Source organism: Longimicrobium sp. (assembly GCF_048594345.1).
Taxonomy (GTDB): Bacteria; Gemmatimonadota; Gemmatimonadetes; order Longimicrobiales; family Longimicrobiaceae; genus Longimicrobium.
Map to the genome: position 1 here is coordinate 1 of NZ_JBMDXM010000184.1, position 23,819 is coordinate 23,819.

The window sequence follows — 23,819 nt, forward strand, 5'->3', positions numbered from 1 at the left end:
CGCGCCTGAGAGGGTGTCGAGAAACCTCGGTTCTTCGTACGGCAGCGTACGGTCATCCTGAGGGAGTGCCGCGCGGAACCTTCAGGAACACAATAGCTTACGCGCGACCGAAGGACCTTCTCTCCGCCGCCGTGAGGCCAGATGCGGGGCATGAAGCCAGCCTCACGCATCTGCGGGCAAGGTCCTTCGGTCGGCGCCAGAGGATCGTGTATGAGCAGGTTGTGGAGCGGCGCCTCCCTCAGGATGACTGGCACGATTCGAGGTCTCTCAACAACGTCTGATACCCTGTATCCCGTATCAACGAAAGAACGCCCCCGGACGCTGAGGCGTCCGGGGGCGTTTCCGTCCATCGAAACCGGCCTCTACTTCCCTTCTCCGGCGGGATGGATGGTAAAGACGGGCTGCACGTCGCCGCGCTCGGGGATCAGGCGGAAGGGCTCGATGCGGACGTGCACGTCGCCGCCCTCGGTTGGCTCCATCAGCACCAGGATGCCGCGGCTGATGCCCATGGGCCCCGCGGCGAAGTACTTGACGCCCACGTGGTACGCGCCCGGCACCACGCGGTCCGTGCGCACCACCTCGGGCCCGAAGCCCTGGGTGATGTCCTGCAGCAGCTCGATGCCGCTGGCCGCCTGCTTGTGCCCGTAATACACGTGCTCGCCCGGCGGATCGACCACGTGCAGATCGACGTCGTTGCCGTCCGTATCCCACGTCATGGTGATGCGCAGGCGATCCGTCCGCCCCAGGTCCACCCCGTGCTGGCCGGCGCGGCGGCGGATCTCCTCGGCGCGGCCGGGCTGGGCGCGCATCCAGGCGCGGTACACGTAGCCCAGCTCGTCGCGCACCACCTGCGCGGCGTTGCCGTACCACCCGTCGATGGGCATCGCCAGCGCGCGCTCCAGCACGTCCGCCGCTTCTTCCATCCGCCCCGACTGCCAGAGCAAGAGGGCCAGCGTGCGATACGGGTTGGGCAGGTCCGGACGCATCTCCACGGCGCGGCGAGCGGGGGCCTCCCACGCGTCGCGGGCACCCACGCGCCACAGCAGGAGGGCCGCGCGCTGCAGCATCTCGGGCTTGCCGGGCGCCACCTCGACCAGCGAACCGGTGGCGCGGTACCCCTCGTCACGGCGGCCCAGGCCGTGGCTGGCCAGCGCCAGGCTCTCGTAGACCTGCGGGTTGTCCGGATCCATGGGCTGCCAGCGGAACGCCACGTCGCGCAGCTCACGCCAGCGCTGCGCCTCGGCCAGCGCCTCGCTGAGCTCGTTGTAGAGCACGCGGTCGCGCGGGTTGGCCGCCAGCCGCGCCAGCAGGCTGTCCGCCTCGCCCGGGCGGAAGCGGCGCGCGCCCACCCACTCCGGCAGCGTGGGGCGCGGCGAGGCCGCCGGGGCCGGGGGCGGGGTGGCCGCGGCGGGGGTTCCACCTGACGGCTGCCCCGTCACCACGACCTCCTGGCCCGCGACCCGCCCCTGCACCCGCTGCGCCGCCTCCGGAGCCGCCGCTACTGGCGGCGGCGGCATGGCCGGCAGAGGCGGCGGCGGGGGCGGCGCGGGGGGCGGCGGCTCATCCGACGGAGGCGCCGCGGACACGAAGTCCTGCGCTACGCCGGCGGCGTTCCCCTCCTCCGCCACGGCCGCTTCGTCATCCTCCGCCAGGGCGGGCGCATCCCCGGGCGGCACGGCGCCGTCATCGTCCGCATCCTCCCGCTCCTCGCCAGGACGCTTGGCGGTAAGGGCAAGCAGGGACGAGGGATCGCGGTCCAGCCGCTCGATGCCGCGCGGGCCCACGGTAAGGACCTGCGCCAGCGCGGTGCGGTCGATGCCAAAGCGGACGTAGTCCTCTTCCGTCTCCAGCACCAGCATGGTGGTACGCGGCACCATCACCCGGTGCTGTACGCTGAGCGCCACCTGCTCCTGCGCCAGGCGCTGGCGGGCCTCGTCGCCGTCGGCGTGGCGCTCCTCCTCCTGCAGCCGCGCCAGGTGCGCGCGGTAGAACTCGCGCACCAGCAGCGGCTGGAACAGCTCCGCGTCCAGCGGCAGCGCGGCGCCGGTGCGCACGCCATCCACCGCCACGCGCGTATCCTCCCCCCGGCGCAGACGGCCCAGGACCAGCACCTCGCCGCCGGGCTGCACGTCCTGCTCGCCGGTGGCGTAAAAGGCCTCGGCCGCGGCGTCGCGCACCTCCACCGTGCGACCGGGGGCCAGCGCCAGGCGCGCCGCGGCCTCGCGGGCGCGGTCGTCCATCCGGTCGGTAAAGGGAACGCGGACGATGCGGCCGCGCCCGCCGGTGATCTGCCGCAGCGCAACGGCGTCCTCGCGGGCGCCCAGCACCAGCGCGCTGAGCTGGGCGCCGGCCGGCATGCGGTCCAGGGGGCGGAACAGCTCGGCGGGCGCGGTCTGGCCCACGGTGGCGGCGCCGTCGCTCACCAGGACAAAGCGGGTGGCGGGCTCGCGGGCGGCGCGCGCCTGGATGTGGGCCAGCGCGGCGTGCAGGTCGGTGCCGCCCAGAAAGCCGCGCTCGCGCACCAGCGCCTCTACGCGCGCGGACGCCTCGCGCGGGGTGAACGCGCCCAGCGGCACGACGGCCTGGTCAAAGGCGACCAGCTCCACGCGGCTCCCGGGGAGCGCGGCCAGCACGCCGCTCAGGGCGGCCAGGCGGTGGTCCATCCCCTCGGCGGCGCTGGCGCTGGTGTCGAGCAGAAAGACCCAGCGGGTGCCCGGGCCTGCTGGCGGCGTGGGCCGCACGTCCGGCCGCACGCCGGCGATGTAGAAGTCACCGGCGCGCAGCAGGTACTCGCGCGGCGCGTCGGGGCGCGGGCTCCAGCGGATCTCCAGGTCTTCGGTGGGTGTGGCGCTCTCGGCCTCCCACTCCACCTTGCCCGCCTGGGTTACGCGGGTGCCCATGGGGCCGGTGACGCCCGCGCCCTGCTGCTGCTCGTGCGGAAGCGGCTGAAAGGTGCCGCTCACGCGCAGCATGCCGATGCGCGGAAGGCCGCGCAGGGGCACGCGATAGCTGCGCACGCCGCCCTCCAGCGGCAGCAGGCGCGTGTAGCCGAGGACGACGCGGACGGTGGCGCCCGCCTCGATGGGAAAGATGCGCGCGCTGAAGCGGTTGCCCTGGTCCTGCTCCAGCAGCGCGGGGTCGCGCATCTGGTGCAGGATCTGGGCATAGACGCGGTTGGCGCGCAGCCGCTCCACCACTTCGCCCTCCATCAGCCGGCCGTTTACCTCCTTGGCGAAGCGGCTGATGGTGGCGCCCTCCGGCAGCACCGCGGTGAATCGCCCCTCCATCCGCCGTCCGTGCGGGTTGCGGAAGACGATCTCCATCTCGGTGAGCGAGAACACCCCCTGCACCGCCGCGCGGACGTTCAGCTCCTGGATGACGAGTTCCTGCCCGTCCGGATCGGAAAGCGCGATGGGCGCAGGTGTCTCCGGCTGCGCCGCCAGCGGCGCAGCCGCGAAGACGGACGCCAGGACCAGCAGGATGCGAGCGGCGAGGCGGCGGATGGCGTGTCGGGTCATCGGCTGGTGTGGCGGGTGGATGCCGGCGCGTCAGGCGGCGCCGGCCGGCGTCAGCGCGGGAGCAGAACGACAGGCCCTCGCCGTTTCTGCCGGGCGCGGGCGCGGGAAGTTTGCTGCCGCTTGCGGATCGCGCGCAATGGCACACCTGCCCCCGGGAGAACGTTCCGGTCGAGCCGCACTAGGTAAGCATACTTCACGTAGCCTGCCAGACCAGTTCTCGAACCGCTTACGTGAAAGACTCACCTCTTCGGCGGGCGAATACTTGGCACGTCGGCATTCGATGTACCTCGTGATCTTGATGTGCCCCGAGTAGACGGCACACTCCTCAGAATCTTTTTGGCCGAAGCCGCCGCCTCACGTTCCGCCAGGATTGTGTCTGGATCCAGCTCAAGCCCTAGATCCAACAACTCGGGGGCGGCACCAATCTTGGATTTACGCTGCGGCTTCCTCTTTGTCGTACCGCCGAGCCGGTTCGGGTACTGTACCCGTTGATCGTTGAGTAAATCTTCAATTGTGAGAACTTGGATTCGAGGGTATTGGTAGCCCCACGGCGACTTGTACAAGCCGGCTGAAACGGCTTCAGAACGCATTGGCTTTGTTGGAGGTTCCAGTGTAATCAGAACTCCGATCTGCGCCTCCTCCCGTCTGACAACATCGCTCAACTCACGTACATCACGAACACTGACGTGACCTGACTTCACAGAGAAGATGATCTGCTTTGTTTTTCCCTTGCCGGGCTCGTCGTGAAAGAACAAACGGCCGTCGATACCGCGATCTGCACCCTTCTTCTGTTGGTCGCGGACACCAACGAGGTCGAGCGCCCACCACTGGAACTGATGCCGATCTTGACGCGCGAGTGCGCGGGCCTCTGCCATCGACGTCGGAACGCCATGGACTTCATAATCAAGCAGAGTAGTGGGTTTCTCTAGGCGAGCCCGGATAATGTTGATGGCCTCAATAGTGATATCAATGCCAATCCACCGTCTTCGAAGCTTCTCGGCGGCGGCGACTGTCGTACCACACCCGCAGAATGGGTCGAGGACAGTATCACCGGGATTGCTGCTCGCCTCGATTATGCGTTCAAGCAGCGCCTCAGGTTTCTGTGTCGGATATCCGAGCCGCTCTGCTGCACGAGAATTTAGTGGTGGAATGTCCGTCCAGACGTTCGTTAGCAGCGTTCCGGACATTTCATCCAGGTAACGCTTTAACCGCGGTCTTTTCATCTTACTGTCTGGATACCAGATGCGACCTTCACGATCCAGCCGTTCCATCGTTTCCCTGGAATACCGCCATCCATTTTGCGGACTGCTGTGGCCCTTCCACTCGTACATCATGCGGGGGCGAGGCTTGGGACTGGTCATATTATCCAACTGATACCTGCGTCCATTCTTATCTTTAAACCGGTACTTATCTTCGACGTACTTAGGGTCGTGATCGACGTAAGGAGCGTTCCAAGTAAAGCTACCGGTCTTCGTGTAGAATAACAGGGAGTCTGTGACGTGGCTCCATGTCTTGCTGTCGTTGTGGACGTTAGTACGTTTCCAGATGATCTCGTTGCGAAACATTTGCGGCCCAAAGACCGCATCCATCAGAATCTTTAGATAATGGCTTGCGGTCGTATCACAATGGAGATAGATGCTTCCTGTAGGCTTCAATACCTCACGGAGTTCTAACAACCTGGGAGCCATCATTGCTAGATACGCCATCATATCAGACTCGCCAAGAAAGGTGCGGAATGCTTTCATTGCTTGGCCAAGTTTGAGGGGACCATTTTCAATCAGCTCTTCGTAGGTGAGGGCCGACCTTTCGTCCCACCACCACGTATCACCGAACACCTGTTCTTGGGCTTCGGCACGTTTCCCGTCCTGCTCCTTAAAGAGCAGATTGTATTCGTGATTGCTATTGAAAGGGGGATCGAGATAGATCAAATCAACCGTTTCGCTCGAGACCGCGCGACGCAGGATATCGAGGTTATCCCCATAGTACAGCAGATTAGCGCTCATGTCCCAGAGGAGTCGGAGGAAAGGATCGGACGAAATGCATTGCAATGGACTTACCGAACAGGAAGCGCCGGATCCGCAGCAATGTCAATGCTTTCGAATTTTCTTCGGGACACAATCCGTCAGCACCCGAGCTAAAAAAGCAGATTCGGCGATACGATAGCAGTAGCAGTGTGGTCGCTAGCGATCGTAAATCATCGCAGACAGAGAGTGGCTATCGGAGAACGTCGCTGAAGCTATTCTGTCGTGCGAGCCTCTGCTGATGTTCGCACCAGCCGGCAACTTTCCGCCCTTCTCCCCCGGAGTCGTCCGATGCGCAAAACCATTTTCCTTCCACTCGCCCTCGCCGCTTTCACAACCGGGTGCGGCAGCACACCCACGGATCCGGGCGTGCGCGCCCCAGCACCGTCCACGATCCAAGCGGACGGTATCGAGGTCGACTCGGACGCGGCGCGCGGTGGAACCGGATGGGCTTGGGGCACTGACCCGGCGAACCGCGCGTGAGCCCCGGCAAACGAAAGAGCGGCCCCGGCGAGCACGTCACCGGGGCCGCTCTCCATCATGCACATCACTGCGTCCGCGGGCTCAGAACCGTACGCCGTCCTACTTCGTGTTCCGTTTGTCGCGGCAGCCGGAAAGATCCCGGTTGAATTCGCGCATTGCCATCTGAAAGGCGCCTTGCCCGCGGAGTGTGCGCGCATCAATACCGAGAAAACGGTTGAAGGCGCGCCGCAACGCACGGTCGGTGGTATACCCGCAGGCGATGGCAACCGCGGAGATCGCGCGCGGCGGCTCTTGGAGCAGAAAGGCGGCGAGCAGAACCCGCATCCACGCCTGCAGGCGGCGCGGCGGAGGCAGGGCCGCCGCGGCGCACCAATCCCCCACCGTTTCCGGAACCACGTTGAACTGAGCCGCCAGTTCGGCCGCGCTCCCACCCGTCGCAGCGACGTGCGCAGCGGCGCGGATGATCGTTCGCGCACGTGCCGAAGGATAGCGGTCGAGACCGCCCTCGATGCTGCGTTTGAACGGTCGAGCGTGAGCCTCGCGCAGGCGCTGCTCGGCCAGAGCGGGCGTGTCCTCCAGGCTCAGGTCCAGAATGTCCGCGACACCCCGGCTGAGCAGCTGACCCACGAGCTCAGGCGCGACACTTGGGACATCGAGGGCCGCCACGATCGCCACGGAGGGAAACTCCAGCAGCAGCTCCCACATCCGGGCGGGAACCCGCTCCGACCGCCCCTCCGGCGTGCAGTCGAGCAGGACGATGGCTGACGGTGGCAGTTGGGGCACCTCCGTCATCAATTCGGCCCAGTCCGCCTTGAACTCCACCGAATATGGCTGCGGTAGCGCCGAAACCGGGGCGAGCCGGACGGACGGAAGTGCCGCGATGCGGATTTTTCGCGTGCTGTGCATGGTTGCGCTCCTCAAACCGGACATTTCCACCGGTGTTTCTGTTGCTCCCCCCGAAGCGTCCGCTCATCTTCGCACGTGTCGGCAACCTTTCGCACTTCTTCCCGGAGCCATTCCATGCGCAAGACCATCTTCCTTTCACTCGCCCTTGCCGCCGTCGCGGCAGCATGCGACGGCACACCCACGGAACCCGGAGCACGCACGCAGGCACCGTCCACCATTCAGGCGAACGGCGCCGTGGCGGACTCGGGCGCCGCGCGCGGTGGAAACCTGATGGGCTCGGGCCACTGACCGGGTGAATGGCGGCGTGGCGTTCACGATCGGGTGAGCGCCACGCCCGCTACACGCATCCAGCTGACACGAACGTACTGAGCGCGGTCGTGAACCGTGCCGCCAACTCCTCCTGCGGCTGGCGCGCGTCCGTGTAGGGGCGGCGCTCCCACACCCGCTCACCACGCCGAAGCTGATCGAGGGCTTCATCCGCCTTCATCAGTGTATCCGACAGACCACGCTCCCGTGCCAGGGTGAGCGCATCGGTCAAAGCAGATTCCGCCAACTGGTTTTCACCCAGCGCCAGGGCTCCGACACCCAGGTCCACCAGTGCAGCCGCGCGCGTGCTGTCCGGCTTTGTCCGCCCGGTGATCTCCGCCACCCGCGACGCGCATGAAGCGAACACGTCGCGTGCACCGGTCATCCCGGCAGCCTTGCAGGTGGCACACAGGACCTGAACCTGTGCGCAAGTCTCGGAGAAATGAGGAAGCAGAGCCTGGAAGACGCGCAGTGCCCTGCGGGTATGACCGCGAGACAGCCATAGATAAGCAGTATCGTACGCCAGGGCCGGGAGCTTGAGATGGTCGGGCATGTACCGATCGAACGCCGCCTGAGCGAATGCCTCGGCCGAGTCCAGTTCGCCGCGGTCGATCGCCACGACCAGCAGGTTGTGCAGCACTTCGCCTTCGAGCGTGCGCAGCCCGTTCCTGCGCGCGACGCGTTGCGCACGGGTGAGAAATCGTTGCGCCTGCTTCAGGCTGCCCTGCTCCCAGTACAGCATCGCCAGCGAACTGGTGCTGAGCACAAGGCATTCATGGTCAGAGTAATGCGCGGCCAGGCGGCGCGAACGGTTCAACCACGCTTCACCCTCGCGCGGCTTGCCGTTGCGGCGGAACAGCCGGCCGGCGGCAAGGGCGTAGCGCGCGTTCACAGGCCAGGTCAGCGCGGCGGCTTCCGTGAACGCCAGTGCCGTGGCAACGGAGCGGTCGCCATCGAGCGCCCAGTCCACAATGCACCAGCAGGCGTGCGCCACGCACTCCATGTCGGCGTGATCAGGATCGACCAGTTCGTCGACGATAACGGCACAGGCAGAGCGGAAGCGTACATCCGCCGCTCCCAGAAGCAGGTCTTTCTCCCAGACCCGGAGCCGGCCGGCATCGAACCATCGCCGGTCGTAGTCACCGCGGGCATACGACAGCACAAGCCGGAGCACTCTCCAGAGAAGCACCGCGTCAGCAGGGGGCAGGTCGGCAAAGATCCCCACGCCCGCGGGTTGTGCGACCGGCACGCACGTCCTGTCACAGAAGTCCAGCGGGCCATTGGGAAATCTGGCCGTATGAGGAGCGGCTGTAGCCATGAAGTCCTGATGATGCCGGAGGATGTGTCCTGCCGCGGCCGGCAGCGTGATAATTGAACTATCGGCGTATACTAATTGGCTGAAATGTGCAGGTCTACACAGTAAAATGTCCGGTCATTTCACCGACGCGTGAGTACCGGCGACGGAAGGCGGCCCCGGCGACGTGCTCGCCGGGGCCGCTCTCCATCATCCCTTCACCGCGTGCGCTGGCTTAGAAGCGCACGCCGAGGTGCAGGGAGACGCCGGGGCGGTTGTAGCGCGTCGACAGGGCGCGATCGACGGTGTTGGTGTGGGAAAGGTTCGCCCGCACCACCAGCCAGTCCCTGGCGACCGCAACGCCGGTGTTCACGCCCCATCCCAGGCCGTTGCGCGTCTCCGTGACGCTTCCACCCGTCCCGGTCCGCGCCACGTTACCCACGGACGTCATCCGCTCGCTCTCCCACACCACCGTGGGCTGCAGGTACGGCACCAGCGACACCCCGCGGCCCACGCTGAACTCGCGGCCCAGGCTGATGCCCACCGGCACGCGCACCCGCTCGTATCCACCGATGATGCGGTAGCTGTCGGTGTAGATGCCGTCCTGACCCGTCCCCGAGCCCGCGTGCTCGCTGTACTCGTAGTCCGCCAGCTGCACGCCGGCCGTGAGGCACAGCGGCAGGCCGAACCGCCCCAGGCGCATGGCGCCCTGCACCTCCGTCTCGCTGATCTCGTCCTGCTGGGCAAAGGCATCCAGCGAGCGGTGTTGCAGCTGCACGGACGCGCCCTCCGTCTGGTACGCGAAGGCCACGCCCCGGCCGGTGGCGCCGTCCGTCCCTTCCACCCCCAGCGAAAGGATGCCGCGGCCGCCGGGCAGGCCCACGCACTCCTGTGCGTAGGCGGGACCCGCCGCGGCAAACAGGGCCAGGGCGGCGAGGGGCGCGGAAAACTGACGAAAGCAGGGTTTCATACCGTACCGCTCCGTGCAAAGAGGAATGGACACCAGGAACGGCACGTCGTACTGCCGCGGCACGCCCACTGTTCCGGCCGGAGAAGCACACGCGCGGCGGGACGGGAGCCGCTATCCGCGTGTCGCGATTCGGCGGGTACGGGCGTTGTCTGTGGTCGCGATTCGCGCGGCGGCGGGTCACCTCAATGCAAAGGAGCCTTTATGCCAACTCTCGTGTCCGGACGCTGGCGCGCGGCGGTGATGGGCGTGCTGCTGCTGGCGGCGGCGGCGCCCACGGCGCAGGCGCAGTCGCATCCACGGTGGCAGGTGGAGGCATCGCTGGACCACACCGGGTCCAGCAGCATGTTCAGCGTGATCGCGGACGGCCCCTCCGCCACGTTCGACGTGCGGCAAAAGGAGACGGTGCGGTACGCGATGGGCGTCTCGCGGCTGGCGCCCCTGACGCCGCGCAGCGCGCTGCGGGTGGGGCTTTCGCTGAGCAACAAGGGGTTCGCGGAGCAGACCACGCTCTCCAACGCCACCAGCACCCGCACCGCCGAACGCCAGGTAGACCTGCTGTACCTGGGCGCGCCCATCACGCTGGGGTACAACCTGGTCAACCCGCGTCGGGGCATCGTCCCCGTGGCGGAGGCGGGCGTGGTGGCCGTGGTGCTGCTGCGCGAGGACGAGAGCGCGTTCGACTACGACCTGCGCAGGACCGGTCTCAGCTACCTGATCAACGCCGGCGCCAGGTACACGCTGGCCGACGGACGCGCGCTGGTGCTGACGCCGGAGCTGCGCGTGGCCGCGCGGGCGTACTCGCGCCAGACGCCCGGCTCGCTGGAGTTCCGCCCCGTGACCGTCGCGCTCAAGCTGGGCTTCCACTTCTGAGCGCACCCCGGATCGCACCGCCACACAGCGGCGAGGGTGGATGAAACAAGGCCCCGGCGAGCGCATCGCCGGGGCCTTCGGTGGCTTCCCGCGCCTGGGTCCAGACGCCGCCGAGACTACCGAGGCGAGGAGAACGCGATCCGGAAGCCGTCCGGATCGCGCACGCGGAACGCGCGGACGCCCCAGGGCATGTCGGCCGGCTCCGAATCCAGCGTACCGCCGCCCGCCCGGATCCGCGCGGCCAGGGCGTCGACGTCCTGCGCGGTGGTGATGTTCAGCGAGATGCCCTCGCCCTTGGCGCGCTCCCATCCTTTGGCGCCGTCGTCCTGGTTCAGCAGCAGCCGCACGTCGCCCGCGCGCACCGCCACCGCGCGCAGCTGTCCGTCGCGCTCCATTCGCTGATCGACGGCGAAGCCCACCACGCGGTGGTACCAGGCCACGCTCTGCTCCAGGTCCTTCACCGTCAGCGAGGCCGCCAGACCCTGGGCGTGGAACGGCTCGGACCGCGAATCCGCCGCGGCGGCGGAATCCTGTGAATCGTTGCTCATGGTGATGTTTCACTGGGGATAAGGACGCGCTTCGGAGCGCATCAACAAAGCGCGGACGCGGAGGGCCGGCAAGGGCCGCGGGCTGCATGGGATACCCGGCGGCTCGCCATCCCATCCTCCCTCCTCCGCGAGAAGCGAACAGGAAGGGGCCGGGGACGGGGCACCGCGGCGGTTCGCGTCCGTCTGGCGGAGCATGGGCGCGGCCCGTACACTCCGGCCATGGCAGCCGACACCGATCCCGCGCCCTCGTCCACGGCCCCGCTCCCGAGCCCCGCCGACCTCACCGCCAGCCGCGACGACGAGCCGGACGCGGCGGCGGTGGGCTTTGTGCTGCACCTGGGGCGCGCGCTGCACAGCTACGGCGAGGCCAGCCACCGGCTGGAGGACATGCTGGGCGCCATGAGCGACCGGCTGGGGCTGCGGGGCGCGCAGTTCTTTACGCAGCCCACCTCCATCATGGCCTCGTTCGGACCGGTGGAGCGGCAGCGCACGCACATGCTGCGCGTGGAGCCGGGCGACGTGAACCTGGGCCGGCTGGCGGCGGTGGAGGACGTGTCGCGCGAGGTGGCGCAGGGCATCATCACCCCCGTAGAAGGCACGGCGCGCATCAACCGCATCGCCGAGTCGCCGGGCCCATACGGGCCGTTCACCACCACGCTGGCGTTCGCGGGCATCAGCGGGGCCACGTGCCAGCTGCTGGGCGGCGGCGCGCGCGAGGTGGGCGCCGCCACGCTGCTGGGGCTGTGCGTGCGCCTGTTTTCCATGCTGGCGGGGCGGCAGCCGCGGCTGATGCGCGTGTTCGAACCACTGGCTGCTTTTCTGGTAAGCGGGGCGGCGGTGGCGCTGGCCCACCTGGCGGGGCCGCTGTCCGTGCTGGTGGCCACGCTGGCGGGGCTGATCGTGCTGCTTCCCGGCCTTACGCTGACGACGGCGCTGCGGGAATTGTCCAGCCGCCAGCTGGCGTCGGGGACGGCGCGGCTGAGCGGCGCGTTCATCACCTTTCTGGGGCTGGGCTTTGGCGTGGCGCTGGGCAACCGGCTGGCGTCGGCGGCGTTCGGCGCGCCGGTGCTGATGGATCCGGTGCCGCTGCCGGGGTGGGCCAGCTGGGCCGCGCTGCTGCTGTCGCCCATCGGCGCCATCATCATTCTGCGCGCCGCGCCGCGCGACGCGCTGTGGATCATCCTGGGCACCATTTTGGGGGCAGAGGCCGGACGGCGGGGCGCGGCGGCGCTGGGGCCGGAGCTGGGGGCGTTCGCGGGCGGGTTCGTGGTGGCACTGGCCAGCAACGCGTACGCGCGCTGGCGGCGCCGGCCGCCGGCGGTGGTGCTGGTGCCGGCCATGCTGCTGCTGGTGCCGGGCAGTATCGGGTTCCTGAGCCTGAACGCGCTGATGGAGCGGCAGGCGCTGGCGGGGATCGAGACGGCGTTCAGCATGATGCTCACGGCCGTCGCGCTGGTGGCCGGCCTGCTGATCGCCGGCGTGATCGCCCCGGAGCCGCGGCTGCGTGCGTCACCGCCGCGGTAGAAGGCGTGAGGTCGAGTTCGAGCCGTACGGCCGCAAGGGCGAATGAATTCGCTGCAACAACTACACAAAGTCCACCTTCGTGGACTCGGCGGCCCGGCGGTTTGCGGCGTTCCAGGCACCGGCGCGTCCGCAACCGGGAGGTTGCCGCCGGCCTCAGCGCGGTGATCCGGTAATGTGCCGTCCGCCTGCAGGAGCGACTAAAATCGCCGCTACAACATCACAAAGTCCACCTTCGTGGACTCGGCGGCCCGGCGGTTTGCGCGTCCCAGGCACCGGCGCGTCCGCAACCGGTGCGGCCCGGGCTCTGTCTCGGCGGTTGAAACCGCGCCTGGAAATTCACGAAGCCCCCTTCGCGGGCTGGCGTGCATCGCTCCAATTGGGCACTTCGAAGGAGCGCCGCGCTGCACCGTCCGACGCCCGCATCAACCCGGCGCGCGACTGAGACATCTAGTGTCGGTGTGCTCGTGGCCGCTCATCGCGCCCCAGGCTCGCGGCTACAATCCGCGCAGGCGGATTTTGCGCTTTTCCAGCGGCGAATTCATTCGCTCCTGGCGGGACGCGACGGCCCGGCGGTGTGCGGCGTTCCAGGCGATTGCGTGGTTTCGCGATCTTTCATCATCATCCACCTGAGGACCCGTGTTCCGGCTTTCCTCGACGCTCACCACCGCGGCGCTCCTCCTCTTCTGCACCAGCTGCGGAGGCGCGGAGCCGCGGGTGCGCACCCACGGGACCGTGGCGGGCGAGTACGTGCTGGTGGAACGCGACGGCGAGCCACTGCCGCACACCATCAGCACGGTCTCTGGGGGCTACCGCTGCACCGCTACCCTCATCCGCCTGGTAATGACGCTGCGGGCGGACGGCACCTGGTTTGAGGACGGGCAGAACCGCAGGGGCTGCACCCCCGTGATGGTGGAGCGGATGGAAACCGAGGACACGTCGCGCATTTTTCACGGCACCGGGCGCTACGAACTGCGCGGCCCGCGCGGCGACACGCTGGTGATGACGGACAGCGCCCTGCCCCACCAGCCGCAGACGGGCGTGTTCACCGGCGACGAGCTGCGGATGATCCTGCCGCTCGCCCCGCCGCTCGACACGGTGCGCTATCTCTACGTCCGCCAGCGATCGCCGGACCGAGCCTGATGATGCGGATGATCCCGCGATGCGCCGCCGGGCTGCTTCTCGCGGCGTGCGCCGTCCCCCGCCCCGTGGTTCCGCCGCCGGCCCCCGAACCGCCGGTACGGACGGTCGAGACGTGCGCCGTCTCAGCCGGGCAGCTGCGGAAGGTGCAGGTGGAGGTCAGCGCGACCACGGGCGACACCACGTTCCAGGGCCGGCCGTTCGCCTCCGCCTTTCCACTCACCGCGGAGTACGCCACCGGCGCCGCGTGGTACGAGCGCAACGAGCCGCTGCCGGAAACGGTTCGGCCGCGGGAGAACGAGCGGGGTGATTACGTAAAGTACGGCCGGCCGCGGGTTCTTTCCGCGGATACCCTCATGCGCGTGAGCACCCACCACGGCGTGGGCGTGTACATGACGCACGAGGACGCGTGGATCAACGAAGGCATCGTGTGGGTGCCCGTCCGGCCCGGGTGCTGGTTTCAGCACTACCAGTTCTCCGGCGTCGGCGAGGTGCGCGAAGGGTGAGGGCGAGAACGCGCGGCGGATGAAGCGCAGGCCGGCGAACTGGCTACACCCAGGGAACGGAAAAGATGGCCTCACACAGAGTTAACAGAGTCAACAGAGTTTTCTCGTGCCGATTCCTCCGATCATTACGCGTGCTCCACATCGCACGCATTCTGGGGATGCGGACGGATCAGCTCTGTTGACTCTGGTCTGAGTGAGACATGATCAGTTGGATGCGAGTGGACGATCCATCCTGTACGTGAGGCGGTGATGCACAGCGACCAGCAGCCGTATCGGCAGCTGCACGACGAGATGCTGGACTACGACGGCGACGCGCTGTTCGATGACCTGCTCGCGCCGTGGCTGCGCGCGTACGACGGCGAACGGCGGTGGCTGGAGGATCTTCGGCGCAGGCGAGGCGATCCGGTGCCGCGCGTTGAGCCGGAAGAGTCGTGGCGGCTGTACGCGCTCTCGCGGATCGTCCAGCTGCTGCAGCTGTCCTTCGCGCCGCGGACGGTGGAGGAGGGGTGGAACGTGGCGCCCGTAAGCCGTGACGAATTCGCCCGCTTCATCGGCGGGCTGGGGCTGGAGACGGTAGATCGCGCGGGATTCCACCCGTTCTACCACGAGATCGTCACCGTCGATCAGCTGCCGGATGAGGACGCGCCGCCGGAGCTTGCCGACGTCCTGTGGCCCGGCTGCACGCTGGGCCCGCTGCTGATCGCTCGCGCCGGTGTGCGGGTGCGAGCGGGGCGGCGGCACCTGGTAAAGGAAATTGCGGAACATTCTACGCTGTACTGGGCGTACGCGCGCAACAACCGCCGCGCGGAAGACCTGGGCAGCGGGTGGGGCGGCAACTCGCAGTGGCGCACGGAGTTCCGCCGCGACTACGCGCTGGATGGCGCGCTGCACTACAACGTCGATGGGCGGGACCCCGGCCCCGGCGCCGGAATCGACTTTACCGCAACGGAGCGCGCCGAGCTGCTGCGCCACCGCTGCTTGGTCACCAGTCCCCGCCCGTCCAACGACCTGTGGCCCTACGGCCTGCGCCTGATCGAGCCCGCCTGACGCACTCCGCGCGCTCGAAAGCGCGCGAGCCTGGGAGGGGTGTTGCCAATCCTTCCCCGCGATCAGTCATCCTGAGGGAGGCGCTGCGGCGTATCTTGCTTGTACCACGGATTTTGGCGCCGACGGAAGGACCTTGCCAGCAGAACCGAGGGGCTGGATTCCGGCGTGGATCATGCCCCTCGCCATCGGAGAGAAGGTCCTTCGGTCGCGCGCATGTCACCACGTGACTCCTGGTTGCGCGTGGTGCGCTCCCTCAGGATGACTGGCTTTTGGGTTTAGATCGGGGAGGTTCGGCACCCTCGAAGCCAGCGGAGGGGCCCCGTCGGACGTAGTTCGATGCAAGTCGTCGATCCCCGATCCATCCTCAACCTCCCCCAGGTTTTTTGGGGGAGGTGCGAGCCTAGGCGAGCGGAGGGGGCGCAGGAGGCCAGCCATTCCCCCTACCCCCGCGGTGACCCGAATCTCACCTTCCCATCGTCCTGCCTTTCAGCGCATCCAAATCCCTTCCAAACCGCTTGTTCCGCGTGCGCGCGTGGTTTACTTTTCAGGGATCTCCTTCCCCGCCCCCAGTCCGGCTGAAGTCCCCCGCCCGTGATGGCACCGATGGACCCGCAATCCCCGTCCGCATCGTCCTCCCTGCTCGCCGTGCCGGTGACCGGCGGCGAGGACGCCCTGCGCGCCACGCTCGCCGCCGCCCTGGAGGCGCTGGAGACCGAGCGCGCCGCCCGCCAGCGCGCCGAGGCCGCCCTCCAGGAGCGCGACCGCCGCCTGGACGAGGTGGAGCGCCTGGCCAGCCTGGGCAGCTGGGAGCAGACGCTGGCCGAGCCGCTGGACCAGCAGCCCGTACACTGGTCCGCCGAGCAGCTGCGCATCCACGGCCTGTCGCGCGAAACCGCCCCGCGCACCTTTGCCGAGTTCCTGCAGCGCGTGCACCCGGATGACCGCGAGTCCGTCAAGGAAGCATCCGCCAGCGTGGTGCGCACCGGCGACGCCAGCGCCATCGCCTACCGCGTGGTGCGCGGCGACGGGCAGTTTCGCTGGCTGTACGCGCAGGCGCAGGTCCTTTCCCACCCGGACGGCGGCCTGCCGCGCCTGATCGGCACCGCGCGCGACGTGACCGAGCACCAGCTGGCCGAGGCCGCCCTGCGCGAGCGCGAGCGCACGCTGGACGAGGTGGAGGAGCTGGCGGGGCTGGGGACGTGGGAGTGGCACCTGCCGTCCGACACCATCACCTGGTCGCGCGAGCAGCGCCGCATCCACGGCCTGGGCGAGGACGCGCCCTCGCAGACCTTCGCCGAGTTCCTGGACCGCGTGCACCCCGACGACCGCCCCCGCGTGATCGACGAGTGCGAACGCCTGCTGGCCACGAAGGACCCCTTCTCCTTTCCCTACCGCGTCATCCGCCCCGACGGGTCCGTGCGCGAGATGAACGCGCTGGGCAAGCTGCTCCCCGACCCCGCCGGCACCGGCGAGCGGATGGTGGGCATCTCGCGGGACGTTACCGAGCGCAACGCCGCCGACCGCGCCCTGCGCGAAAGCGAGGCGCGCTTCCGCGACCTGTTCGAGCAGTTTCCCCACAGCGTCAAGGTCTACGCGCCCGACGGCACCGTCGTTCGCGTGAACGCCGCGTACGAGCGGCTGTGGGGGCTCAACCTGGAGCAGGTGGCCAAGTTCAACCCCCTGCGCGACGTGGGGATGGTGGAGATCGGCGAAAAGGTGCGCCGCGCCTTTGACGGCGAGACCGTCGTGCTTCCCGCGGTGCAGTTCGATCCGCGCGAGTACTCCGCCGACCACGTGCCCCCCGAGGGCGAGTGGCCCCGGTGGGTGCAGGCGTCGTACTTCCCCATCCGGGGCGCGGACGGCGAGGTGCTGGAGGTGGTGGCGGTGCACCAGGACGTCACCGACCAGCGCGTGGCCGAAGAAGCGCTGCGCATCTCCGAAGACAGCTACCGCACCATCTTCGAGAACAGCAACGACGCCATCTTCGTCACCGACGGCGAAACGGGGCTGGTGGTGGACGCCAACCGCCGCGCCTGCCAGATGACCGGCGCCACGCTGGACCAGCTGCGCGCCGACGCCGCCTCCATCATCTGGAACGGGCCGGAGCCGTACACCGCCGAGCGGGCCATGGACCAGTCGCGGCGCGCCGCCGCGGGCGAGGCCCAGACCTTCGAGTGGATGTCCATCCACCCCGGCACCGGCCAACCCATCTGGGGCGAGGTGAGCCTGCAGCGGGTGGTGCTGGCGGGCAAGGTGCGCATCCTGGCCCTGGTCCGCGACATCGGCGAGCGCAAGGCGGCCGAGGAGGCGCTGCGCCGGAGCGAAGAGAGCTACCGCACCCTCTTCGAGCTGTCCAACGACCCCATCTACGTCCACGACGTGGAGACGGGGGCCATCCTGGACGCCAACCGCCGCGCCTGCGAGGCCGCGGGGATGACGCTGGAGCAGGTGAAGCGCGGGGGGATGCACGTGATCGCCGGCGGGGCCGAGCCGTTTACCGCCGAGCGGGCGATGGAGCACATCCGCCTGGCCTCGCGGGGCGAACCGCAGCGCTTCGAGTGGATGACGGGGTTCCCCGCCGACGGGCAGGTGTGGAGCGAGGTGAGCCTGAACCGCGTGAACATCGGCGGGGTGGACCGGCTGGTGGCCACCGCGCGCGACATCACCGAGCGCCGCGCCGCCGAGCAGGCGCTGCGCGACCGCGAGGAAAGCTACCGCACCATCTTTGACCTGGCCGGCGCCGGCCTGTGGGTGCACGACATCGACACCGGCGCGTTTCTGGACGTGAACCAGACGGCCTGCGAGATGTACGGCTTTTCGGTCCAGGAGCAGAAGGAGATGGGGGTGGCCGGCATCAGCTGGGGCGAGCCGCCGTTCACCATCCGCGAAGCGTCGGAGTACGTGCGGCGCGCCATCGACGGCGAGGCGCAGCGCTTTGAGTGGAAGGGGCGCCACCGCCTGGGTCACCCGGTGTGGGCGGAGATCACCCTGCGCCGCGTGACCATTCTGGGCGAGGACCGGCTGCTGGCCACCGCGCGCGAGACCAGCGAGTGGAAGGCGGCGGAGGACGCCCTGCGCCGCGCCAACGAGGAGCTGGAGCAGCGCGTCCAGGAGCGCACCGCCGAGCTGGCCGAAACCAACGAGGCGCTGGAAGAAGAGGTGGCCGAGCACGAGGCCGCGCAGGAGGCGCTGCTGGAGCGCACGCAGGAGCTGGAGGGCGTGTTCCAGGCGCTCCCGGACCTGTACTTTCGCCTGGACCCCGACGGCACCATCACCGACCACCGGGCCGGGCGCGCGGCCGCGCTCTACGCCCCGCTTCCCGAGTTCCGCGGCCGGCAGATGCAGGAGCTGCTGCCCGCGGACGTGGGCCCGCGCTTTGGCGACGCGGTGCGCGAGGCCGTGCGCACCGGCGAGCTGGTGTGCGTGGAGTACCGGCTGATGGACGGCGACGCCGCGCAGGAGTTCGAGGCGCGCGTGGTGCCGCTGGCCGACGGCACGCTGGTCACCGTGGTCCGCGACATCACCGAGCGCAAGGCGGCCGAGCGCGAGCTGGAGCGCCGCCGCCGCGAGGCCGAGCAGGTGGCCGAAACGCTGCGGCAGCAGGCCCTGGTCTTCGAAACGCTGGCGGAGGCGGTGGTCATCTCCCGCGCCGACGGGCGCATCGCGGACTGGAACCCGGCCGCGGAGCGCATGTTCGGCTACCACCACAAGGCCGTGGTGGGCCGCGCGGGCGGCCTGGTGAACCCGCCGGGACGCGAGCCGGCCGCCAGCCCGGCCGTGCTGGCCGCGCTGGACCGCGACGGCAGCTGGTCCGGCGAGGTGCCCTTCGTGCGGCCGGACGGCACGGCCGGGATCGCCGAGGCCGTGGTCGTGCCGCAGGTGGACGACGACGGCGAGCGCATCGCCCTGATCAGCGCCTACCGCGACGTCACGGCCCGCAAGGAGGCCGAGGCCCAGGTGGAGCGGCAAAAGGCGTTCTTCGAAGAGATCATCGCCTCGCTGGAAAGCGGCGTGGCGGTGTTCGATCCGCAGCTGCGCTACACCTACGCCAGCCCCAACTCGGTGCTGGACCCCGAGATCCGCGCCTGGATCGTGGGCAAGACGGTGCGGGAGTACGGCGAGCGCAAGGGGCTTTCCGAGGAAGTCATCCGCATCCGCCACGACGGGATCCAGCGGGCGCTGGAGAGCAAGAAGACGACGGAGTTCGAGGAAACGCTCAAGGGGCCCAACGGACCCCGCCACGTGCTGCGCCGTTCGCTCCCCGTGCTTGACGCGAACGGCGAGGTGCTGCGCATCATCGGCTACAGCCTGGACATCACCGAGCGCGTGCGCATCGCCGAGGTGCTTCGGCAGAGCGAAGAGCACTTCCGCGTGCTGATTGAAAACTCGCACGACATCACCTGCATTCTGGACCCGCTGGGGGTGATGACGTACCAGAGCCCGTCGCTGGCCCGGCTGCTGGGGTGGGAGGCGGACGAGATGATCGGCCGCTCCACCTGGCAGTTCATCCACCCCGACGACGTCCCCCGCGTGGTCGAGACCATGGCGGCCATCCTGGCGCAGCCGGGGACCAGCCGCCGGGTGGAGTACCGCTTTCAGCGCAAGGACGGCGACTGGCGCACGGTCGAGGCGATCGGCCGCACCCTGGCCCCCGACACGGCCGACCAGGGGCTGGTGGCCAACATCCGCGACGTTACCGAGCGCCAGCTGGCCGAGCAGGCGCTGCAGGAGCGCGAGGAGCACTGGCGCCGGCTGATCGAGAACGCGCACGACATCACCTGCATTCTGGACCGGCAGGGGGTGATGACGTACCTGAGCCCCTCCATCCAGCGGGTGCTGGGGTACGCGCCGGAGTCGCTGGTGGGCTGCAACTCGTTCGACTTCATTCACCCCGACGACGCGGCGGGGGTGGCGGCCGCCATCCAGGCGGTGGCCGAGAGCGCCGAGGGCACCGGGTACGCCGAGTACCGCTTCCGCCACGCGGACGGCAGCTGGCGGCACCTGGAGGCGGTGGGGCGGATGGTGATTCCGGGCGAGCTGGAGGCGGGGTTCGTCTCCAACATCCGCGACGTCACCGAGCGCAAGCACGCGGAAGAGGCGCTGCGCGAGGCCACGCTGGCGGCGGAAAAGGCGCGCGCCGAGGCGGAGCGCGCCAACCTGGCCAAGAGCGAGTTCCTGTCGCGCATGAGCCACGAGCTGCGCACGCCCATGAACAGCATCCTGGGCTTTGGCCAGGTGCTGGCGCGGGCGGAGCTGCGGGTGGACCAGCAGAAGCACGTGCAGCACATCCTCAAGGCCGGGCGGCACCTGCTGCGGCTGATCAACGAGGTGCTGGAGATCGCCCGCATCGAGGCGGGACGGCAGAGCTTTTCGCTGGAGCCGGTGCACCTGGGGACGGTGATGCAGGAAGCCGTCAGCCTGGTGCGGCCGATGTCGGAGCAGTACGGGGTGGAGGTGGAGGAGGTGGCCGGCACCGGACGCGACGGGTTCGTGCGCGCGGACCGGCAGCGGCTTACCCAGGTGCTGCTGAACTTGCTGTCCAATGCCATCAAGTACAACCGCACCGGCGGCATCGTGCGGCTGAGCTGCGCGGTGGACGCGGCGGCGTACGACCCGGCGGAGGAGGACGGCGGCGAGCGGCACGTGTGGCTGCGGGTGGAAGACACCGGCCAGGGGATCCCCGAAGCCCGCGCGCACCAGCTGTTTACCCCCTTTGCACGGCTGGGCGCGGAGCAGACGGAGGTGGAGGGCACGGGCCTGGGACTGGCGCTTTCGCTCCGCCTGGCGGAGGCGATGGGCGGCACGCTGGAGCTGGAGCGCAGCGGGCCGGAGGGAAGCGTGTTCCGCCTGGGCCTGCTCGGCGCGGCGAACCCGCTGCGCCGCGCGGAAGACGCCGGGATGCAGGTGGCGCCGGCGGGCGACGGCGAGCACGGGCAGGCGCAGCTGCTGTACATCGAGGACAACCTGGCCAACCTGGACCTGGTGGAAACCTTTCTGCTTACCCGCCCCGGGTGGAAGCTGGTCCCCGCGCTGCAGGGGCGCATTGGGGTGGAGCTGGCGCGCGAGCACCGGCCGGACCTGGTGCTGCTGGACCTGCACCTTCCCGACATCGGCGGCGAAGAGGTGCTGCGCCGGCTGCGGGCTGACCCGCGCACGGCCACGATCCCCATCGTCATCATCAGCGCCGACGCCACGCGCGACTCGCTGGACCGGCTGCGCGCGGCGGGGGCGGACGCGTACCTCACCAAGCCGCTGGACCTGGACGAGTTCCTGGCCACGCTTGAGACGCACCTTCCCACGGGCGGGGGGCGATGACGGAGGGCGTTCTGGGGTGCACGCTGCTGCTGGTGGATGACGAGGAAGCCAACCTGGACCTGCTGGAGGTGCTGCTGGAGGGTGAGGGATACACCAACCTCATCCGCACCAGCGATGCGCGGCAGGCCATTCCGCTGTGGGAAAAGCACCTGCCGGACCTGGTGCTGCTGGACCTGCACATGCCCTGGCGCGACGGCTTCGCGGTGCTTCGCGACATCCGCGAGCGCACCCCGCCGGACGACTTTCGCCCCGTGCTGGTGCTGACGGCGGACGCCACGCCCGAGGCCAAGGAGCGCGCCCTGTCGACGGGGGCGAAGGACTTTCTGAACAAGCCGATCGACGCGACCGAAGCGCTGCTGCGCGTGCACAACCTGCTGGAGACGCGCGTCCTCTACGCGCAGCAGCGCCTGGCCCGCGAGGCGGCGGAGCTGCTTGCGGAAGCCAGCCGCGTGCTCAACGCGTCGCTGGACGCGGCCACGGCGGTGGCGCAGCTGAGCCGGCTCGTGGTCCCGCGGGTGGCGGACTGCTGCGTGGTGGACCTGTTCGACGCGGGCGGCGCGGTGCGGACGGCGGCCACGCACGCCGACCCCGCGCAGGAAACGCGTCTGCGCGGGGTGCAGGCGCAGCCGGACGGCGGCGGGCTGGATGCGGCGCGGATGGCGGAGGGGGAGGAGCTGGGCGGGCTGCTGGGGGGATGCCCGGCGGCGGCGGCGCTGGTGGTGCCGCTGCGGGCGGCCGGCCGCGCCGTGGGGCGGATGGTGCTGGGGCGCGTGCGTCCCGGGGCGCGCTTTGGCGGCGCGGAGGTGGCGCTGGCGGAGGAGCTGGGGCGCCGCGCGGCCATGGCGGTGGAGAACGCGCGCCTCTTTGGCGAGGCGCGGGCGGCTACGGAGGCGCGGCAGCACACGCTGGCCGTGGTCGCGCACGACCTGCGCAATCCGCTCACGGCCATCCGCATGGACGCGGAGATGCTGGTCCACATGATCGGCCCCGCGCTGGACGCGTACCCGCGCGAAAGCCTGGAACGCATCTACGCCATCACGGGGCGGATGGACGCGCTCATCCAGGATCTGCTGGAGGTTTCGCGGATGGAGCGCGGCACGCTGGCGCTGGAGACCTTTCCCCGCGACCCCGCCGTGCTGCTGGCGGAGGCGGCCCACGCGCTCGCCCCGCTTGCGGCCGCGCACGGGCTGTCGCTGGCCGTGGACGCGGCGGACGGGCTTCCCGCGGTGGACGCGGACGGCGAGCGGGTGCTGCAGATCGTCAGCAACCTGGTGGGGAACGCGGTCAAGTTCACGCCCAAAGGCGGCACGGTGACGCTGTCGTCGGCGCCGGCTGAGGGCGAGGTGCGCTTCGCGGTCACGGACACGGGTCCGGGGATTCCGCCGGAGCAGGTGCCGCACATCTTCGGCGCGTTCTGGCAGGCGCAGCACGCGGACCGGCGCGGGCTGGGGCTGGGCCTGTCCATCGCCCGCGGGCTCGTGGAGGCGCACGGCGGGCGTATCTGGGTGGAAAGCGAGCCCGGCCTCGGCGCCAGCTTCGTCTTCACCCTCCCCCTGCACGACGCGGATGCGGATGCCGCCGGGGCCAGCCGTGACGCGTCGACGGCCTCGGCCGCCTGATCACCCGTTCACCCGCTCGCTCGTTCACGATGAGCCGCATCCTGGTCGTAGAAGACAGTCTGGACATCGCCGAAGGGCTGCAGCGCAGCCTGGAGTACGACGGGTACACGGTGTCGCTGGCGACGAAAGCGGCGCACGCGCTGGCCGTGGCGACCAGTGACAAGCCCGAGCTCATCGTGCTGGACCTGGGCCTTCCCGACAAGGACGGCTACGAGGTGCTGCGCGAGCTTCGCGAGCGCGGGGTGATGACGCCCGTGCTCATCCTGTCCGCGCGTCGCGAGGAGGCCGACAAGCTGCAGGGCTTTCGGCTGGGCGCGGACGACTACGTGACCAAGCCGTTCAGCATCCTGGAGCTGATGGCCCGCATCAGCGCCCTGCTGCGCCGCGCGAACCCCGCCCCTGCCCCGGCCCCCGCGCCCGGCAGTGCCGCCGCCGTTGCCGCCAGCGCCGCCGCGGAGGCCGCGCCCAGGCCCGGCCCCCTGAGCGACGAAGCGCTGCGCGAGCGCTATTCGCTGACGGCCCGCCAGATCGAGGTGGTGCGCCTGCTGGCCGAAGGCTGCAGCAACGCCGAGATCGCCACCCGCCTGGAGATGAGCTACTACACCGCCCGCAACCACACCGAGCAGGTGCTGGGCAAGCTGGGCGTGTCGTCGCGCGCGGCGGTAGGGGCGCTGCTGTACGCGCAGGGGTAGAATCGGTGGATGAGGCGTAGACGTTCTCCTCGAAGCGCAACCCAGCCCTAGCGCCGGTTTCGG

At 69.3% G+C, this 23,819-nt stretch carries 15 protein-coding genes; 9 read left to right on the top strand and 6 right to left on the bottom strand.

The window, feature by feature from the left end; genetic code table 11:
- Positions 1 to 362 precede the first annotated feature (362 nt).
- The 3 genes from ACOJUJ_RS19910 to ACOJUJ_RS19920 all read right to left on the bottom strand — a co-directional run bounded on the left by ACOJUJ_RS19910 (position 363) and on the right by ACOJUJ_RS19920 (position 6,928).
- Positions 363 to 3,518 carry a VIT domain-containing protein gene (locus tag ACOJUJ_RS19910; protein WP_420128653.1) on the bottom strand — a complete coding sequence of 1,052 codons (3,156 nt, stop codon included), beginning with the start codon at positions 3,516 to 3,518 and terminating at the stop codon, positions 363 to 365.
- Positions 3,519 to 3,757: 239 nt separating this feature from the next.
- Positions 3,758 to 5,521, bottom strand: a complete 1,764-nt coding sequence (locus tag ACOJUJ_RS19915) for a DNA methyltransferase (RefSeq protein ID WP_420128654.1) — start codon at positions 5,519 to 5,521, stop codon at positions 3,758 to 3,760.
- A gap of 600 nt (positions 5,522 to 6,121) precedes the next feature.
- Entirely contained in the window at positions 6,122 to 6,928 is an 807-nt protein-coding gene (locus tag ACOJUJ_RS19920) for a hypothetical protein (protein ID WP_420128655.1), read from the bottom strand.
- A 114-nt stretch (positions 6,929 to 7,042) separates the two neighbouring features.
- Between ACOJUJ_RS19920 and ACOJUJ_RS19925 the strand changes: the two genes are divergently transcribed.
- On the top strand, positions 7,043 to 7,216 hold the full coding sequence (locus tag ACOJUJ_RS19925) for a hypothetical protein (protein WP_420128656.1): 174 nt from the start codon (positions 7,043 to 7,045) through the stop codon (positions 7,214 to 7,216).
- A gap of 49 nt (positions 7,217 to 7,265) precedes the next feature.
- On the opposite strand, the gene ACOJUJ_RS19930 is transcribed toward ACOJUJ_RS19925, so the two are convergent.
- Together ACOJUJ_RS19930 and ACOJUJ_RS19935 are read right to left on the bottom strand one after the other, a co-directional pair.
- Positions 7,266 to 8,483 (bottom strand): tetratricopeptide repeat protein, encoded by a 1,218-nt coding sequence (locus tag ACOJUJ_RS19930; protein ID WP_420128657.1) that lies wholly within the window; start codon positions 8,481 to 8,483, stop codon positions 7,266 to 7,268.
- A 280-nt stretch (positions 8,484 to 8,763) separates the two neighbouring features.
- A complete protein-coding gene (locus tag ACOJUJ_RS19935; RefSeq protein WP_420128658.1) occupies positions 8,764 to 9,498 on the bottom strand; it encodes a hypothetical protein in 735 nt (244 codons plus the stop codon).
- A gap of 201 nt (positions 9,499 to 9,699) precedes the next feature.
- Here ACOJUJ_RS19935 and ACOJUJ_RS19940 point away from each other — a divergent pair, with 201 nt between their 5' ends.
- Complete coding sequence (locus ACOJUJ_RS19940) at positions 9,700 to 10,368, top strand: hypothetical protein (RefSeq protein WP_420128659.1); 669 nt, start codon at positions 9,700 to 9,702, stop codon at positions 10,366 to 10,368.
- A 116-nt stretch (positions 10,369 to 10,484) separates the two neighbouring features.
- Here the strand turns inward: ACOJUJ_RS19940 and ACOJUJ_RS19945 are convergent, their stop codons facing one another.
- Entirely contained in the window at positions 10,485 to 10,916 is a 432-nt protein-coding gene (locus ACOJUJ_RS19945; RefSeq protein ID WP_420128660.1) for a VOC family protein, read from the bottom strand.
- A 219-nt stretch (positions 10,917 to 11,135) separates the two neighbouring features.
- On the opposite strand from ACOJUJ_RS19945, the gene ACOJUJ_RS19950 reads away from it, so the two are divergent.
- The 7 genes from ACOJUJ_RS19950 to ACOJUJ_RS19980 all read left to right on the top strand — a co-directional run bounded on the left by ACOJUJ_RS19950 (position 11,136) and on the right by ACOJUJ_RS19980 (position 23,756).
- The gene (locus ACOJUJ_RS19950; RefSeq protein WP_420128661.1) at positions 11,136 to 12,440 is read left to right on the top strand and encodes a threonine/serine ThrE exporter family protein; all 1,305 of its coding nucleotides are present in this window, start codon (positions 11,136 to 11,138) and stop codon (positions 12,438 to 12,440) included.
- 636 nt (positions 12,441 to 13,076) lie between these two features.
- On the top strand, positions 13,077 to 13,580 hold the full coding sequence (locus ACOJUJ_RS19955; protein WP_420128662.1) for a hypothetical protein: 504 nt from the start codon (positions 13,077 to 13,079) through the stop codon (positions 13,578 to 13,580).
- Positions 13,580 to 14,083 carry a hypothetical protein gene (locus tag ACOJUJ_RS19960; protein ID WP_420128663.1) on the top strand — a complete coding sequence of 168 codons (504 nt, stop codon included), beginning with the start codon at positions 13,580 to 13,582 and terminating at the stop codon, positions 14,081 to 14,083. The genes ACOJUJ_RS19955 and ACOJUJ_RS19960 overlap by 1 nt, the downstream gene beginning before the upstream one ends.
- A 249-nt stretch (positions 14,084 to 14,332) precedes the next feature.
- Entirely contained in the window at positions 14,333 to 15,130 is a 798-nt protein-coding gene (locus ACOJUJ_RS19965; RefSeq protein ID WP_420128664.1) for a hypothetical protein, read from the top strand.
- A gap of 603 nt (positions 15,131 to 15,733) precedes the next feature.
- The gene (locus tag ACOJUJ_RS19970; RefSeq protein ID WP_420128665.1) at positions 15,734 to 21,445 is read left to right on the top strand and encodes a PAS domain S-box protein; all 5,712 of its coding nucleotides are present in this window, start codon (positions 15,734 to 15,736) and stop codon (positions 21,443 to 21,445) included.
- Positions 21,442 to 23,064, top strand: coding sequence for an ATP-binding protein (locus tag ACOJUJ_RS19975; protein WP_420128666.1), 1,623 nt, complete (start codon positions 21,442 to 21,444; stop codon positions 23,062 to 23,064). Before ACOJUJ_RS19970 ends, ACOJUJ_RS19975 begins: the two co-directional genes overlap by 4 nt.
- A gap of 29 nt (positions 23,065 to 23,093) precedes the next feature.
- Positions 23,094 to 23,756, top strand: coding sequence for a response regulator (locus ACOJUJ_RS19980; protein WP_420128667.1), 663 nt, complete (start codon positions 23,094 to 23,096; stop codon positions 23,754 to 23,756).
- Positions 23,757 to 23,819: the final 63 nt, after the last annotated feature.

What these genes read in the sequence shown, in the direction of transcription:
- ACOJUJ_RS19980 (WP_420128667.1), top strand. Translation starts at nt 23,094, where the DNA reads ATGAGCCGCATCCTGGTCGTAGAAGACAGTCTGGACATCGCCGAAGGG.
- ACOJUJ_RS19970 (WP_420128665.1), top strand. Translation starts at nt 15,734, where the DNA reads ATGGACCCGCAATCCCCGTCCGCATCGTCCTCCCTGCTCGCCGTGCCG.
- ACOJUJ_RS19945 (WP_420128660.1), bottom strand. Translation starts at nt 10,916, where the DNA reads ATGAGCAACGATTCACAGGATTCCGCCGCCGCGGCGGATTCGCGGTCC.
- ACOJUJ_RS19910 (WP_420128653.1), bottom strand. Translation starts at nt 3,518, where the DNA reads ATGACCCGACACGCCATCCGCCGCCTCGCCGCTCGCATCCTGCTGGTC.
- ACOJUJ_RS19965 (WP_420128664.1), top strand. Translation starts at nt 14,333, where the DNA reads ATGCACAGCGACCAGCAGCCGTATCGGCAGCTGCACGACGAGATGCTG.
- ACOJUJ_RS19950 (WP_420128661.1), top strand. Translation starts at nt 11,136, where the DNA reads ATGGCAGCCGACACCGATCCCGCGCCCTCGTCCACGGCCCCGCTCCCG.
- ACOJUJ_RS19920 (WP_420128655.1), bottom strand. Translation starts at nt 6,928, where the DNA reads ATGCACAGCACGCGAAAAATCCGCATCGCGGCACTTCCGTCCGTCCGG.
- ACOJUJ_RS19935 (WP_420128658.1), bottom strand. Translation starts at nt 9,498, where the DNA reads ATGAAACCCTGCTTTCGTCAGTTTTCCGCGCCCCTCGCCGCCCTGGCC.
- ACOJUJ_RS19925 (WP_420128656.1), top strand. Translation starts at nt 7,043, where the DNA reads ATGCGCAAGACCATCTTCCTTTCACTCGCCCTTGCCGCCGTCGCGGCA.
- ACOJUJ_RS19975 (WP_420128666.1), top strand. Translation starts at nt 21,442, where the DNA reads ATGACGGAGGGCGTTCTGGGGTGCACGCTGCTGCTGGTGGATGACGAG.
- ACOJUJ_RS19915 (WP_420128654.1), bottom strand. Translation starts at nt 5,521, where the DNA reads ATGAGCGCTAATCTGCTGTACTATGGGGATAACCTCGATATCCTGCGT.
- ACOJUJ_RS19960 (WP_420128663.1), top strand. Translation starts at nt 13,580, where the DNA reads ATGATGCGGATGATCCCGCGATGCGCCGCCGGGCTGCTTCTCGCGGCG.
- ACOJUJ_RS19940 (WP_420128659.1), top strand. Translation starts at nt 9,700, where the DNA reads ATGCCAACTCTCGTGTCCGGACGCTGGCGCGCGGCGGTGATGGGCGTG.